Genomic DNA, 15,512 nt, shown 5'->3' with positions numbered 1-15,512 from the left:
GAAGCTAAGCCCTCCAGCGCCGATGGTACTGCACTCGTGAGGGTGTGGGAGAGTAGGACACCGCCGGACAATCTTTCAGGAATGGCCACCCCTATGGGGGTGGCCATTCCTGCATTCCCCCCAAGAAGAACCCCACCCCTTGTCCCGCGCCCCCGGCCCCCATTCGGCACTGGTGATCATGAAGTTTTTGCGATGACACGCCGATGACAGTGGCAACAACTTCATGATCAACACGCCGCGAAGGGGGGTCTGGAGAGGGCTGGCGGGAGGGTGCGGAGGGGTTAGGTTCGGGATTGCATTTCGTTGCGGAGGTCGCCCAGGAGGGCGCCCGCGTCGGTCACCGACCTGCCGGGGAACATCGCCATCACGACGCTGCCGTGGTCGGCCCAACCGCACACCGCGAAGTCGCCGCCCTCACCGCTCGTGCTGCCGCACTTCATCACTCCACCCAGCTTGCCCGCAGGCACCTTACGCAGCCCCGTCACCGCCCCGGTCTCGTCGGACATCAGGCCGAAGAGGCTGTCCAGGTCGCGCTCGGGTTGCCAGAGCAGCGTCGTGCCGCCGAAGACCAGGACCGCGCGCTTGTCGTCGGCGGGGTCGCGGTAGACGGTGCCAAAGCTCCGGTCCAGGTCGATGTCGGCGGCCAGGCCGCTGCGCAGGTAGTCCGCCGTGCTCTTGGCGCGCTCGCTGTCGTCCCGCGTCAACCCCGCCACCCGCTCGGGCGAGGTCAGCCGGGTGTCCTTCTGCTGCGCCACACGCCACCCGCCGACCCCCAGCACACCCGCGCCCGCGAGGCCGACAACCAGGGCGACCGTCCAGCCGATCCGGCGGCGGCGGGACCAGCCACCGGACCGCTCGTCGGGATCGCCGCCGGTGTCCCGAGTGCTCAGCTGGATCGGCTCCTCGGTCAGTTCGACCGGCTCGCGGCCGTGGTCGAGTGACCGCTCGGTGAGATGTGCGTCGGACATAGCCGACACCGTACGCGAACGACAGGTGGCGCACGTCAGGTCCGCAGAAGCCCTTCGTAGACTTGTCGGGTGACCGAGAGACTGGATGCCCGACGCCCCGACGCCCCGACCCTTGCCGGCCAGTACCAGCCTGGCGAGGTAGAGCAGCGGCGGTACGAGCAGTGGGTAGCCGCTGGGCACTTCCGGGCCTCCGCCGACAGCGACAAGCCCCCCTTCACCATCGTCATTCCGCCGCCGAACGTCACCGGCTCCCTGCACATGGGCCACGCGTTCGAGCACACGCTCATGGACGCCCTGACCCGTCGCAAGCGGATGCAGGGCTTCGAGGCGCTGTGGCTGCCCGGCATGGACCACGCCGGCATCGCCACCCAGAACCTGGTCGAGCGTCAGCTCGCCGCCGAAGGGCTGTCGCGGCACGACCTCGGTCGGGAGAAGTTCGTCGAGCGGGTCTGGCAGTGGAAGGCCGAGTCCGGTGGCAAGATCCTCGGCCAGATGCGCCGCCTCGGCGACTCCGTCGACTGGGAGCGGGAGCGCTTCACCATGGACGCCGGCCTGAGTCGCGCGGTCCAGACGATCTTCAAGAAGCTCTTCGACGACGGCCTCATCTACCGGGCCAACCGGATCATCAACTGGTGTCCGCGCTGCCTGACCGCACTGTCGGACATCGAGGTCGAGCACACCGACGACGACGGTGAGCTGATCTCGATCCGCTACAGCGACGAGGTCGTGGTGGCCACCACGCGGGCCGAGACGATGCTCGGCGACACCGCCGTGGCGGTGCACCCCGACGACGAGCGCTACCAGCACCTGATCGGCACCGAGGTCGAGCTGCCGCTCACCGGCCGACGGATCCCGATCGTCGCCGACGCGCACGTCGACCCGTCCTTCGGCACCGGCATGGTCAAGGTGACCCCCGCCCACGACCCGAACGACTTCGAGATCGGCCAGCGACACGACCTGCCCGCGCTGACCGTCATGGACGAGCGCGGCGTGATCACCGTGCCCGGCCCGTTCGAAGGGCTGGACCGGTTCGAGGCGCGGCCGGCGATCGTCGCGGCGCTGCGCGAACAGGGCCGGATCGTCGCCGAGAAGCGCCCGTACGTGCACGCCGTCGGTCACTGTTCGCGTTGCAAGACGACGGTCGAGCCGCGGCTGTCGCTGCAGTGGTTCGTCAACACCGCCCCGCTCGCGCAGGCCGCCGGTGACGCGGTGCGCGACGGTCGGGTCCGTATCGAGCCGGCCGAGCTGGCGAAGCGCTACTTCGCCTGGGTCGACAACATGCACGACTGGTGCATCTCCCGCCAGCTCTGGTGGGGGCACCGCATCCCGGTCTGGTACGGCCCGGCCGGCGAGATCGTCTGCGTCGGCCCCGACGAGACGCCGCCGACCGGCGAGGGTTGGCACCAGGACGAGGACGTCCTCGACACCTGGTTCTCCAGCGGCCTGTGGCCGTTCTCCACCCTGGGTTGGCCGGAAGAGACCCCGGACCTGGCGAAGTTCTATCCGACCAGCGTGCTGGTCACCGGGTACGACATCCTGTTCTTCTGGGTCGCCCGGATGATGATGTTCGGCCTCTACGCGATGGACGGCCGGCCGCCCTTCGACGTGGTCGCGTTGCACGGCATGGTGCGCGACCAGTTCGGCAAGAAGATGTCGAAGTCGTTCGGCAACGTGGTCGACCCGCTGGACTGGATCGACAGGTACGGCGCCGACGCGACCCGGTTCACCCTGGCCCGGGGCGCGAACCCCGGCCAGGACGTGCCGGTCAGCGAGGAGTGGTGCCAGGGCTCGCGTAACTTCTGCAACAAGCTCTGGAACGCCACCCGGTTCGCGTTGATGAACGGCGCGCACACGACCGGCGACCTGCCGCCCGTCGAGCAGCTCTCCACCGTCGACCGGTGGGTCCTGTCCCGGCTGGCGCACGTCACCGCCGAGGTCGACGAGCAGTTCGAGGCGTACGAGTTCGCCAAGGTGTGTGACCTGCTCTACCACTTCGCCTGGGACGACGTCTGCGACTGGTACGTCGAGCTGAGCAAGCCGGTGCTCGCCGAGGGCGGTGAGCGGGCCGACGTGACCCGCCGGGTTCTCGGCCACGTCCTGGACCAGCTGCTGCGGCTGCTGCACCCGGTCATCCCGTTCGTCACCGAGGAGTTGTGGCTCGCGCTGACCGGCGGCGAGACGGTGCAGGCCGTCGCCTGGCCGGTGGCCGACCGGTCGCTCATCGACGACGCCGCCGAGGTCGAGCTGGCCGCCGTGCAGCGGGTCGTCACCGAGATCCGCCGGTTCCGTTCCGACCAGGGGCTACGCCCGACGCAGCGGGTCGCGGCCCGCCTGGACGGGCTGGCCGGGGCCGGCATCGCGGCCCACGAGCCGCTGATCCGGTCGCTGGTTCGGCTGGACCCCGCCGGTGACGACTTCCAGGCCAGCGCGACGTTGGCCATGCCCGGCGCGGTAGGTGTCGCGTTGGACACCCGGGGGTCGATCGACGTGGCCGCCGAGCGGGCCCGGCTGACCAAGGACCGCGCGGCCGCCCAGAAGGAGGTCGCGCAGGCCCGGGCGAAGCTCGACAACCCGGCCTTCATCGGCAAGGCCCCCGAGCCGGTCGTCGCGAAGATCCGCGACCGGCTCGCCACCGCCGAGGCCGACCTGGTCCGGATCGACGCCGCTCTGGAGACGCTTACCTCGTGACCGACCGTACCGATTTCGCCGCCGCCGAAGCTGAGCTGAACGCCCGCGGTTTCACCCGCATGGTGTTCGAGCTGGACCGCATCGAGTCGCTGCTCGACCTGCTCGGGAGTCCGCAGCGGGCGTACCCGTCGATCCACCTCACCGGCACCAACGGCAAGACGTCCACCGCACGGATGATCGACTCGCTGCTGCGGGCGTTCGGGCTGCACACCGGCAGGTACACGAGTCCGCACCTGGAGACCGTCCGGGAGCGGATCAGCCTGGACGGGGAACCGGTGAGCGAGGAGCGCTTCGCCGCGGTCTACGGGGAGATCAAGCCGCTGGCCGAGCTGGTCGACGCGCGCTCGGACGAGCCGCTGACGTACTTCGACATGACGACCGCGTTGGCGTTCGCCACGTTCGCCGACGCGCCCGTCGACATCGCCGTGGTCGAGGTGGGTCTCGGCGGCGCCGAGGACGCCACCAACGTCATCCAGGCCGGCGTCTGCGTGATCACGCCGATCGGCCTGGACCACACCGAGTGGCTCGGCGACACGCTCCAGGACATCGCGCTGGCCAAGGCCGGCATCATCCACCCGGGCGCCACCGTGATCTCGGCGGCGCAGGAGGAGGAGGCCGCGCGTCCCCTCCTCGAACGCTGCTCCGAGGTGGGCGCCACCATCGCCCGTGAGGGCGCCGAGTTCGGCGTGCTGAGCCGGGCGGTCGCCGTCGGCGGGCAGGTGCTCAAGCTGCAGGGCCTCGGTGGCGTCTACGACGACGTGTTCATCCCCCTGCACGGCGCGCACCAGGCGCAGAACGCGGCGGTGGCGCTCGCCGCCGTGGAGGCGTTCCTCGGTGCCGGGGCCCGCCGTCAGTTGGACGTCGAGGCCGTCCGGGAGGGGTTCGCGACGGCCAGCTCCCCGGGCCGGCTGGAGCGGGTCCGCAGCGCTCCGACCGTCCTGCTGGACGGCGCGCACAACCCGCACGGTATGGCCGCGACGGTGACCGCGCTGCAGGAGGAGTTCGCGTTCAGCAAGCTGGTGGCGCTGGTGGGCGTCCTCGCCGACAAGGACGCGAGCAGCCTGCTGGAGCTGCTGGAGCCGGTGGCCGACGTCGTGGTGGTCACCCGCAACAGCTCGCCACGGGCGATGCCGACGAAGGAGCTCGCCGCGCTCGCCGTCGAGATCTTCGGCGAGGAGCGCGTCGAGGTGGCCGAGGAGGTGCCGGACGCGATCGAGCTGGCGGTCGCGCTGGCCGAGGAGGACGTACCCGGTGAGCTCAGCGGCGTCGGTGTCCTGGTGACGGGTTCGGTGGTCACGGTCGCCGACGCCCGCCGGCTCCTGAAGCGATGACCGGCCCCGAGCGCGACCCCCGCGCCACCGACGCGACCGACCTGGACCGCGACCACCGCGCCACCGACGCGACCGACCTCGACCGCGACCCGTGCGCCACCGACGACGCGACCGGTCCGGACCGCGGTCGGAGCGTTCCGGACCAGGACACAGCCGCATCGACGGCGGGGGAGCCGGAGGCCGGGCAGGTACGGCGCTCCGGCCTGCGGAACCCGCAGGCGGCCGTACGGGGTCTCGGCGCGGGAACGCTCGGCCTGGAGGCGCTGGTGCTGCTGCTGGCCATTCAACCGATCCGGGTGGTCGGCGGTGACCTGGGCGGCGCGGCGATCGCCGTGGTGGTGGCCCTGGCGGTGGCCGCCATCCTGCTGGCCGGCATGATGCGGCGTCCCTGGGCCTGGCACGCCGGCACCGTGTTGCAGGGCCTGCTGATGCTGGCCGGGCTGCTGCACTGGTCGCTGCTCGTGCTGGGCATCATTTTCGCGCTGGTCTGGGCGTACGCGTTGCACGTCCGCCGGGTCATCCTCGGCTGACCCCCGAGGGTCGGGTCAGGCGTCGGCGCGTTCGCGCCACTGGGTCAGGGCGATGCCGTGGCCGTCCGGGTCCCGGAAGGCCGCCGCCCACACCTCCAGCCTGCTGCCCCGGTTGACCACGCGTGGGGCGTACGTGAAGCGGACACCGGATCCGCGCAGCCGTCCGTACGCCGCCTCGATGTCGTCCACCTCGAGGTTGACGTGCACGAGCCGGCGACTGATGGGCGCCGCCCCGGTCACCTCGCGCAGCACCAGCCGGGTCGAGCCGAAGGCAAGCACCGCGTTGCCGGTGCCCTGGTCGACCTCGGAGAAGCCGAGCATGTCCCGGTAGAAACCGAGCGATCGGGCCAGGTCGGTGACCAGCAGGGTCAGTCCGACGCCGCTGATGGGACCGGCCGGGTCCGCCGCCGACGCTCCGTCGTACCCGAAGATCGCCTCGTCCAGGGCCTCGGCGGTGACGGTCTCGCGGGCCGCTCCCGCCGGGGTCGGGTCGTCCAGCGGCAGGTCCAGCGGGTCCAGCGGGTCGGTAGCGAGCGGGCCGGTCCGCTGCGTCGGCGGGGCGTCGGTCGGCCGGTCCGCGCTCGGTGCGGACCGGGCCTGCGCTTCCGCGTCCACGGGGTCGTCGTCGGACTGGGCGGCACGGACGTCGTCCGGGTCGGCAGGGTCGACGCCGGGCTGGTCGAAGTGCTCCTCGGCCGGGGGCCGGGGTGCGGGCGTGGCCCGGCGGGGCAGTCCCGCGCCGGGCTGCTTGTCGACGACGACGCCTTCGAGGACCACCGGGCCGCCCGGGGCCTGGCTCACCACCACCGGCTCGCGCTCGTCGGATACGACGGACCGGTCGTCGCGCAGGGGGTCGGGACCGCGCTGGTCGCGGAACGGGTCGCCGCCGCGCGGGTCGCGGAACGGATCGGGGCCGCGCGGGTCGCCGAACGGGTCGGGGCCGAACGGGTCGCCGCCGCGCGCGTCCCGGAAGTCGTCGTCGGGCGCGCGGTCCGCCCAGGGCGGGGCGTCCTGCTCGATCAGCACCTCGTCGCCGGGGTCGAGGTCGCCGAACTCGGGCGGCAGGTCCGCGACGGCCGCGGCGGTCTCGGCGTGGGTGGGCACCTCGTCCCAGAGGACCTTGACGTGCCGCTGGTCGTCGAGCGCGACCCGGATGGGCAGGGTCTGGCCCAACGACGGCCACTTGGAGACCGGCACCCGCGGCTCGATGATCTTCTTGGATCGGGGCGGCAGGCCGGGCGCGTCGATGACCAGTTGCAGCTCGCACCGGCCGAACGCGTACTGGGTGGGTGGTTCGGAGGCGCTGTGCACGTGCGCCACGCCGACCACCCAGGTGCGCCCGCCGCCCTTCACGGTGGCCAGCGCGATCGCCAGCACCAGCAGGGCGACGCCGAGCGCGACGATGGCCCAGCTGGTCATGCCCAGCCCGAAGAGGACGACGAAGGTGGCCACGGTGCCGAGCACCGTGCCGACCAGCTTGCGTACCGGCGCGATGGGCCGGTTCCCGCCATTCGCCACAGTGGACCTCCCGGGGGTCAGGGCCAGGCTAGGCCGGATCGGCCACCGGTGGAAAGACCGGCCGCCGCGCCGGCGCCGGGACCGGGTCGCTACGCTGACCGTACCGAGCCCAAGCGTTCTGCGCGTACAGGAGGAACCCAGCGTGTCCAACGACAGCCCGGAAGAGCGCAGCCTCGTGCTGATCAAGCCCGACGCGGTCCGCCGCGGCCTGGTCGGCGAGCTCCTCTCCCGCTTCGAGCGCAAAGGGCTGCGGATCGACGCGATGGTGCACCGGACCATGGACGCCGCGCTCGCGGACGCGCACTACGCCGAGCACGTCGACAAGGCGTTCTACCCGCCGCTGAAGGACTTCATGACCGGCGGTCCGCTGGTCGCCCTGGTCCTCTCCGGCGACCAGGTCATCGACGTGGTCCGGGGGCTGGTCGGCGCGACCGACGGCCGCAAGGCCGCCGCCGGCACCATCCGCGGTGACCTGTCGCTCTCCAACCGGGAGAACCTGGTGCACGCCTCCGACTCGCCGGACAGCGCCAAGCGCGAGATCGCGCTCTGGTTCCCCGAGCTGGGCTGACGACCTCACGATTTCAGGCGGCCGGGGGTAGCTTCTCCGGATTGCCCACCACGTAGATCCCGGTGATCCGACCGGCGGCGGCGGTGACGGTCATCGTGTAGCGGCCGCCGTCGCCGCGGGTGAGCAGGATGGCGGGTTCGCCGTTCAACTCGACCCGCCGCGCCGTCCACTCGCGGCGTGGGCCGTAGATCCCGGCGTAGAACCGGGCGACCCGGTCCGCACCGCGCACCGGGTTGCGCGCGGAACGGACGCGACCTCCACCGTCGTTCCACGCCGTGACGTCCGCGGCCACCAGACGGGTGAGCGTCGCCAGGTCCCCGTTCCGGGCGGCGGCGAGGAACGCCTCCAGCAACCGCTCACGCTCGGACCGGCTGGCCGTGAAGCGGCGGTCCTCCTGGCGTACGTGCGTGTTCGCCCGGTGGTACAGCTGACGGCAGTCCTGCGGGGTCCGGTCCAGGATCTCCGCGATCTCGGCGTACGGCAGGTCGAACGCGGTGCGCAGGACGTACACGGCACGCTCCGGCGGCGTGAGCCGTTCCAGCACGTGCAGCAGCGCGGTGGACAGCGAGTCCCGCAGCTCCGCGCGGTCCAGCGGGCCGAACGGCGAGGGCTCGGTCGGCACCGGCTCGGGCAGCCACGGTCCGACGTACGTCTCGCGGGCCGCCTGCCGGGACCGCAGCCGGTCCAGCGCGAGCCGGGTCACCACCCGGGACAGGTAGCGGCGGGGCTCGGCCACCGTCGACCGGTCCACGCCCAGCCAGCGCAGGTACGCCTCCTGGAGCACGTCCTCCGCGTCGTGCCGGCTGCCGAGCAGCCGGTAGGCGAGCCCGAGCAGCATCGGCCGGTGCGCCTGGAGCGCACCGGCCGCCTCTGCCGCCTCGGTCGTCACACCTGTGCCGGGGGCTCCGTGTGCGTCGTCACGGCGATGCGATTCCACACGTTGATTGTGGCGATCGCGAGGACCAGATCGGCCAACTCCTTCTCCGACCAGATTTTCGCGGCGGCGTCCCACACCTCGTCCGACACCCCGTGCTCGCCGAGCCGGGTCACCGCGTCGGTGAGCGCCAGCGCGGTCTGCTCCCGCTCGTCGAAGAACGACAGCGCCTCCCGCCAGGCGGCCACCGCGAACAGCCGCCGGCTCGACTCGCCGGCGGCGAGGGCGTCGCGGCTGTGCATGTCCACGCAGTACGCGCAGCCGTTCAGTATCGACGCCCGCAGCTTGACCAGCTCCAGCACGGTGTGGTCGACGTTCGCCTGGACGTACTTCTCCAGACCTGACACGGCCTGGTATCCCTGCGGCGCGACCTCGAAAAGCTTCATCCGTTGCACGGCAACCTCCTTGATCGGTTCGACACCGCTACGACGGTCCGACCGGTCGCGCTGTGACAACCGGGGCTATGAGCCCGGTCACGTCGAGGGGGTCAGTCGCGGGTCGCGGGGACGGTGTCCGGGAGCACCTCGCGGGGGCGGGGGATCCGGACGACGCCGTCGACGTCACCGGACGGGCGGTCCTGGTCGCGGGGTACGGGTCGCGACACCCGGGCGGCCAGGTCGCGGCCCACCTTGATCATCGGTAGCTCCACCCAGCGGTAGAGCACGTCCGCGAGGACCAACGCCACCACCACGGCGGCCACGAAGATGGTGGTGTTGTGCCGACCCACCGCGGGCAGCAGCCCGACCGCCGCCCACGCCGCGATGGACTGGACCAGGTACATCGAGTACGACCGTTCGCCCACGAACACCAGCGGCCGCAGCCCCAGCACACGGGCCAGGACGCTGCGCGACAGCAGCGCCGGCAGCAGCAGCGCGGCCGCCGCCGCGTAGCAGCCGATCAGCGCCTCCTGGCCGAAGCGGGCCGGCCAGTACCGCACGGCCACCTGCACCGCGGCGAAGGCCACGATCACCACGCTGGCGGTGACCGGGTGGGTCAGCGGCCGGAACAGGGCGAAGCCGCGTGGGTGGTGCATGAGCACGGCCGTGAGGCAGCCGAGCAGGATCGCCACGTAGTGGATGGGCCAGCTCAGCCAGCCGATCTGCGGCGGGATCAGCGCGACGAGGAGCACGAGGAGCGCGAGGGTCACCGCGAGCCGGCGCCGGAAGGCGCCGGTCACCAGCACGAAGGCGATCGCCGGCCAGAGCAGGTAGAACTTCTGCTCGATCCCGATCGTCCAGGAGTGCAGGTAAGGGGTGTTCGCCGGCAGGAGTTCGTTGAGCAGCAGCAGGTAGTAGCGCATCGAGCGTTCGACCGCGTCGGCGGTGCCGTTGAGCCGGGCCAGCCCCCAGGTCAGGAACAGCACGAGCAGGTACATCGGCATGATCCGGAAGAACCGCCGCAGGTAGAAGGCGCGCAGCGAGACCCGACCGTAGCGGTGTTCCTCCCGCAACAGCAGCGTCGTGATCAGGAAGCCGGAGAGCACGAAGAAGAGGTGTACGCCGATCCAGCCGGTCAACCAGGCCCAGGACGGACCGCCGAAGTGGAAGGCGAAGACCATCACGGCCGCCACGGCCCGCAGGCCGTCGAGCGCGGGGAATCGACGCATGGCCTGAAATTCGTCATGGCTGAGCGGACGCACCGGCGAAGTCTGCGCGAGCCTCTCGCCGGGGTCAAGCCGCGCTGGCCGCCGGGTCGTGCCCTTCGGACAACAGGCGTTCGGTCGCCGGTCACCCGGACCGCCGGCCGCGGTCATCTGCGCCCGGTACACCCACGGGGTCAACCCATCACCGGGAGGAAGCATGACCGAGCTTGATCGACGTACCCTGCTGCGGGCTGGCCTGGTGGCCGGGGCCGGAGTCGCCGGCGGCGCCCTGTTGGGCGGTGCCGGCGCGAACGCCGCTCCGGCCTGGCGTCCGGCCGGACGCCCCGTGCTCACCCACGGGGTGCAGAGCGGCGACGTGACCGCGGATTCGGCGCTGGTCTGGACGCGGGCCGACCGTCCGGGCCGGATGCTTGTCGAACTGAGCCGCCGCCCCGACTTCCGTGGCGCGCGGCAGCTCCGTGGCCCGGTGCTGGGCCCGAACGCGGACTTCACCGGCAAGGTCCGGCTGCGGGGCCTGCCGGACGCCGAGCGGCTGCACTACCGGGTGCGGGTGGAGAGCCTGGACCGGCACGGGGTGGTCAGCGAGCCGTTGACCGGTTCGTTCACCACCGCGCCGGGCCGGCACCGCCGCCGGGACGTGCGGTTCGTCTGGACCGGGGACATCGTCGGGCAGGGCTGGGGGATCGATCCGAACTTCGGCGGGCTGTCGATCTTCCGGGCGATGCGCGCGGTCCGTCCGGACTTCTACCTGTGCAGCGGCGACACGGTCTACGCGGACGGCCCGCTCGTGGAGTCGGTGACGCTGCCCGACGGGCGGATCTGGCGCAACCTCATCACCCCGGAGAAGAGCAAGGTCGCCGAGACGCTGACCGAGTACCGGGGGCAGTTCGCCTACAACCTGCTCGACGAGCACCTGCGGGAGTTCGCGGCGGCGGTGCCGCAGATCAACCAGTGGGACGACCACGAGGTGCTCAACAACTGGTATCCCGGGGAGATCCTGGACGACCCGCGCTACACCGAGCAGCGGGTCGACGTGCTCGCAGCGCGGGCCAGCCAGGCGTTCCACGAGTGGCTGCCGGTGCCGGACAACGGGCCGCTGTACCGGCGGATCTCGTACGGGCCGCTGCTGGACGTCTTCGTGCTGGACATGCGGACGCACAAGGACCCCAACGACGGCAACACGTACGCCGACCCGAAGCGCGGTCTGCTCGGCCGCGAGCAGCGGGAGTGGCTGATCCGGGAGCTGAAGCGCTCCACGGCGACCTGGAAGGTGATCGCCAACGACCTGCCGATCGGGGTCGTGGTGCCAGACGGTCCGGGCGCGCAGGAGGGTGTCGCGCAGGGCGATCCGGGCGCGCCGGTCGGGCGTGAGCTGGAGTTCGCCGAGGTGCTGCGGGCGACCCACCGGGCCGGGGTGACCGGCATGGTCTTCCTCACCGCCGACGTGCACTACTCCGCCGCGCACCACTACGACCCGTCCCGTGCGGCGGTCGGTGACTTCACGCCGTTCTGGGAGTTCGTCTCCGGCCCGGCGCACGCCGGCGCGTTCGGCCCGAACGCCCTCGACGGCACGTTCGGACCGCAGGCGGTCTTCGTGCACGCCCCGCCGCGCGCGAACACCTCCCCGGCCGAGGGCTTCCAGCACTTCGGCGAGGTCCAGATCGACGGCGAATCCGGGGCCCTGACGGTGCACCTACGCGACCGCGACGGCGCCTCCCTCTGGACCACCACCCTCCCAACCCCCTGACCCCACCCACCCCCGGGAGCCTCGCCCTGGTGATCAAGAGGTTCGCGTCAGGATCCGGCGCGAATTTGACGCAAACCTCTTGATCACCGGGGGTGGGCGGGGGTGGGGGTGGGGTGGGGGTGGGGTGGGGGATTAGTCGGGGGCGGGGGGCTGGGTGGGTCTTGTATCGTTGGAGGCCGTAAGGCGATGACCCGGCCATCACCGGTGAGCCTCCGGAAGAACAGCCGGGTGACCGGCCCAGTAGAACCGGACGGGTCCGGCCCGTCACAGCCGGCCAATGAGCGGGCGGTCGATCCTGACCGCCAAGCGGGGTGGTACCGCGGGCCACCCGGGGAGCGTCGTTGTCGGCGTACCCCGGACGGTTCGTCCTCGCAGACCCACGTTGAGTGAGCTGCGAGGAGAGCGACAGGCGATGGCCTATCCACTGCACGACCCCGCCGCCGGTGTCCCGGCGAGCCCGGACCTGCCCGCGGTCGAGCGCCGGGTGCTGGAGCACTGGACGGCCGACAAGACCTTCGAGGCCAGCATCGAGGCCCGCCCCGCCGGTACCGACGGCAAGAACGAGTACGTCTTCTACGACGGCCCGCCGTTCGCCAACGGCCTGCCGCACTACGGCCACCTGTTCACCGGGTACGTCAAGGACGTGGTGCCGCGCTACCAGACCATGCGCGGGCGGCACGTGGAGCGGCGCTTCGGCTGGGACTGCCACGGCCTGCCCGCCGAGGTGGTGGCCGAGAAGCAGCTCGGCATCACCAGCAAGGCCGAGATCATCGACCTGGGCGTGGCCCGGTTCAACGAGGCCTGCCGTACGTCGGTGCTGGAGTTCACCCAGGACTGGGAGCGGTACATCAACCGGCAGGCCCGCTGGGTCGACTTCACCAACGACTACAAGACCCTCGACCTGGACTACATGGAAAGCGTCATGTGGGCCTTCAAGACCCTGCACGACAAGGGTCTGATCTACGAGGGTTTCCGGGTGCTGGCGTACTGCTGGCGCTGTGAGACGCCGCTGTCGAACACCGAGACCCGGATGGACGACGTCTACCGGGACCGGCACGACCCGACGCTGACCGTGTGGTTCGGGCTGACCGCCAACGACTCCGCCCCGGAGCTGCTGCGCGGGCCGGTCAAGCTGGGTGTCTGGACCACCACGCCGTGGACCCTGCCGTCGAACCTGGCACTCGCCGTCGGCCCGGACATCGAGTACGCCGTGCTCGAACGCGACGGGGAGCGGTTCGTCGTGGGGGCGGCACGGCTCGGCGCGTACGCCAAGGAGCTGGACGGGTACGAGCAGGTCGGCACGGTGTACGGCCGGGACCTGGTCGGACGCCGTTACACACCGCTGTTCGACTTCCTCGTCGAGCAGGCGGGCGACAACGCGTACCAGGTGCTCGGGGCGGAGTTCGTCACCACCGAGGACGGCACCGGGATCGTGCACCTCGCCCCGGCGTTCGGCGAGGACGACCAGAACGTCTGCAACGCCGCCGGCATCCCCACCATCGTCACCGTGGACGACCACACGCGGTTCACCGCGCTGGTCCCGCCGTACCAGGGTGAGCAGGTCTTCGACGTCAACAAGCCGGTGATCCGGGAGCTGAAGGAGCGGGGGGTGGTGCTGCGGCAGGACACCTACACCCACTCGTACCCGCACTGCTGGCGGTGCGACACCCCGCTGGTCTACAAGGCGGTGTCGTCGTGGTTCGTGGCGGTGACCCAGTTCCGGGACCGGATGGTCGAGCTGAACCAGGAGATCAACTGGACGCCCGGCCACATCAAGGACGGCTCGTTCGGCAAGTGGCTGGCCAACGCCCGGGACTGGTCGATCAGCCGGAACCGGTTCTGGGGCTCGCCCATCCCGGCGTGGAAGTCCGACGACCCGAACTACCCGCGCCTGGACGTCTACGGATCGCTCGCCGACATCGAGCGGGACTTCGGCGTACGCCTGACCGACCTGCACCGGCCGGCGGTGGACGACCTGGTCCGCCCCAACCCGGACGACCCGACCGGTCAGTCGATGATGCGCCGGGTGCCGGAGGTGCTGGACTGCTGGTTCGAGTCCGGGTCGATGCCGTTCGCCCAGGTGCACTACCCGTTCGAGAACGCGGACTGGTTCGAGCACCACTACCCGGGTGACTTCATCGTCGAGTACATCGGGCAGACCCGCGGCTGGTTCTACACCATGCACGTGCTGGCCACCGCGCTGTTCGACCGGCCGGCGTTCCGCAACTGCCTGAGCCACGGCATCCTGCTCGGCTCGGACGGGCGCAAGATGTCCAAGAGCCTGCGCAACTACCCGGACGTCTACCACGTCTTCGACTCGTACGGGTCGGACGCGATGCGCTGGATGCTGATGTCCTCGCCGGTGCTGCGCGGCGGGGACATGGCGGTCACCGAGACGCTGATCCGCGACGCGGTACGCCAGGTGCTGCTGCCGCTGTGGAACGTCTGGTACTTTTTCTCGCTCTACGCCAACGCGGACGGGTACCAGGCGCGGCGGCGCACCGACTCGACGCACCTGCTCGACCGGTACATCCTGGCCAAGACCAACGAGCTGGTGTCGACGGTCGGCGCGCAGATGGACGCGTACGACATCTCCGGCGCGTGCGCCACCGTCCGGTCCTACCTGGACGCGCTGACCAACTGGTACGTGCGCCGGTCCCGGGACCGGTTCTGGTCGGGTGACGCCAACGCCTTCGACACGCTGTCGACCGTGCTGGAGACGCTCTGCCGGGTGGTGGCGCCGCTCGCGCCGCTGACCGCGGAGGAGATCTGGCGTGGCCTGACGGGCGAGCGGTCGGTGCACCTGACCGACTGGCCGTCCGCCGAGGAGTTCCCGGCCGACCACGACCTGGTGGCGGCCATGGACAACGTGCGGGCGGTCGCCTCGGCGGCGCTGTCGCTGCGCAAGGCCAAGGGGCTGCGCGTACGGCTGCCGCTGTCGACGTTGACCGTGGCGTCCCCGGTGGCCGAGCAACTGCGCCCGTTCGCCGACCTGATCGCCGACGAGGTCAACGTGAAGGCGGTGGAGTTCAGCGCCGAGCTGTCCGCGTACTGCGAGCAGGTGTTGACCGTGGTGCCCCGGGCGCTCGGCCCGCGCGTCGGCAAGCAGGTCCAGCAGGTGATCAAGGCGGTCAAGGCGGGTGACTGGGAGCTGGTCGAGGGCGCGCCGGTGGCGGCCGGCATCACCCTGGCCGAGGGCGAGTACGAGCTGCGTCTCGTGGCCGCCGACGCCGAGCACTCCGCGCCGCTGCCCGGTGGCGAGGGCGTGGTGGTGCTCGACACCGAGGTCACCCCCGAGCTGGCCGCCGAGGGCCTGGCCCGCGACGTGGTGCGGGTGGTGCAGCAGGCCCGCCGCGACGCCGACCTGGACGTCTCGGACCGGATCGTGGTGGCGGTGTCGGCGTCCGACGAGGTGCGCGCCGCGGTCGGGGCGTACCTGGAGTTCGTGTCGGGTGAGGTGCTGGCCGACTCGGTCGACTTCGCCGAGGGCCTCGACGGTTTCGCCGGTGAGGTCGGCGAGGGCGAGCGGGTGACGGTCACTGTCCGTCGGGTGTAAGGAAGGGCCCCTTTCTAACGCCTGGTGTATAGGAAGGGGCCCTTCCTTACACCCAGCACTGTCGGGACG

Annotated in this window: 11 protein-coding genes; 6 read left to right on the top strand and 5 right to left on the bottom strand. The window is 71.2% G+C overall.

Annotation, left to right across the window (positions count from 1 at the left end; all coding sequences use genetic code 11):
- Window positions 1-281 precede the first annotated feature (281 nt).
- The gene (locus tag AB0B55_RS31370) at window positions 282-968 is read right to left on the bottom strand and encodes a hypothetical protein (protein WP_357134468.1); all 687 of its coding nucleotides are present in this window, start codon (window positions 966-968) and stop codon (window positions 282-284) included.
- A gap of 69 nt (window positions 969-1,037) precedes the next feature.
- Between AB0B55_RS31370 and AB0B55_RS31365 the strand changes: the two genes are divergently transcribed.
- From AB0B55_RS31365 to AB0B55_RS31355, 3 genes are read left to right on the top strand one after another with little or no spacing between them, the layout of a single operon-like run.
- Entirely contained in the window at window positions 1,038-3,656 is a 2,619-nt protein-coding gene (locus AB0B55_RS31365) for a valine--tRNA ligase (RefSeq protein WP_357134469.1), read from the top strand.
- Window positions 3,653-4,987, top strand: coding sequence for a folylpolyglutamate synthase/dihydrofolate synthase family protein (locus AB0B55_RS31360; protein ID WP_355053152.1), 1,335 nt, complete (start codon window positions 3,653-3,655; stop codon window positions 4,985-4,987). The genes AB0B55_RS31365 and AB0B55_RS31360 overlap by 4 nt, the downstream gene beginning before the upstream one ends.
- Entirely contained in the window at window positions 4,984-5,517 is a 534-nt protein-coding gene (locus AB0B55_RS31355) for a DUF4233 domain-containing protein (protein WP_357175709.1), read from the top strand. Before AB0B55_RS31360 ends, AB0B55_RS31355 begins: the two co-directional genes overlap by 4 nt.
- A 15-nt stretch (window positions 5,518-5,532) precedes the next feature.
- Here the strand turns inward: AB0B55_RS31355 and AB0B55_RS31350 are convergent, their stop codons facing one another.
- Window positions 5,533-7,035 (bottom strand): VOC family protein, encoded by a 1,503-nt coding sequence (locus AB0B55_RS31350; protein ID WP_357175706.1) that lies wholly within the window; start codon window positions 7,033-7,035, stop codon window positions 5,533-5,535.
- Window positions 7,036-7,177: 142 nt separating this feature from the next.
- On the opposite strand from AB0B55_RS31350, the gene ndk reads away from it, so the two are divergent.
- On the top strand, window positions 7,178-7,603 hold the full coding sequence (ndk, locus tag AB0B55_RS31345; RefSeq protein ID WP_357134476.1) for a nucleoside-diphosphate kinase: 426 nt from the start codon (window positions 7,178-7,180) through the stop codon (window positions 7,601-7,603).
- Between the two features lie 13 nt (window positions 7,604-7,616).
- Here the strand turns inward: ndk and sigJ are convergent, their stop codons facing one another.
- The 3 genes from sigJ to AB0B55_RS31330 all read right to left on the bottom strand — a co-directional run bounded on the left by sigJ (window position 7,617) and on the right by AB0B55_RS31330 (window position 10,143).
- A complete protein-coding gene (gene sigJ, locus AB0B55_RS31340) occupies window positions 7,617-8,492 on the bottom strand; it encodes an RNA polymerase sigma factor SigJ (protein ID WP_357175703.1) in 876 nt (291 codons plus the stop codon).
- Window positions 8,489-8,932 (bottom strand): carboxymuconolactone decarboxylase family protein, encoded by a 444-nt coding sequence (locus tag AB0B55_RS31335; RefSeq protein WP_357175700.1) that lies wholly within the window; start codon window positions 8,930-8,932, stop codon window positions 8,489-8,491. Before AB0B55_RS31335 ends, sigJ begins: the two co-directional genes overlap by 4 nt.
- Window positions 8,933-9,024: 92 nt before the next feature.
- Complete coding sequence (locus AB0B55_RS31330) at window positions 9,025-10,143, bottom strand: acyltransferase (RefSeq protein ID WP_357175697.1); 1,119 nt, start codon at window positions 10,141-10,143, stop codon at window positions 9,025-9,027.
- A gap of 193 nt (window positions 10,144-10,336) precedes the next feature.
- Between AB0B55_RS31330 and AB0B55_RS31325 the strand changes: the two genes are divergently transcribed.
- Both AB0B55_RS31325 and ileS read left to right on the top strand, forming a co-directional pair.
- Entirely contained in the window at window positions 10,337-11,887 is a 1,551-nt protein-coding gene (locus tag AB0B55_RS31325; RefSeq protein ID WP_357175694.1) for an alkaline phosphatase D family protein, read from the top strand.
- A 412-nt stretch (window positions 11,888-12,299) separates the two neighbouring features.
- Window positions 12,300-15,443, top strand: coding sequence for an isoleucine--tRNA ligase (ileS, locus tag AB0B55_RS31320; protein WP_357175691.1), 3,144 nt, complete (start codon window positions 12,300-12,302; stop codon window positions 15,441-15,443).
- Window positions 15,444-15,512: the final 69 nt, after the last annotated feature.

This window comes from Micromonospora sp. NPDC049107 (genome assembly GCF_040648595.1).
Classification (GTDB): domain Bacteria; phylum Actinomycetota; class Actinomycetes; order Mycobacteriales; family Micromonosporaceae; genus Micromonospora.
The sequence above is the reverse complement of the archived record's forward strand: the minus strand, read 5'-3'. Positions and strand labels throughout refer to the sequence as shown.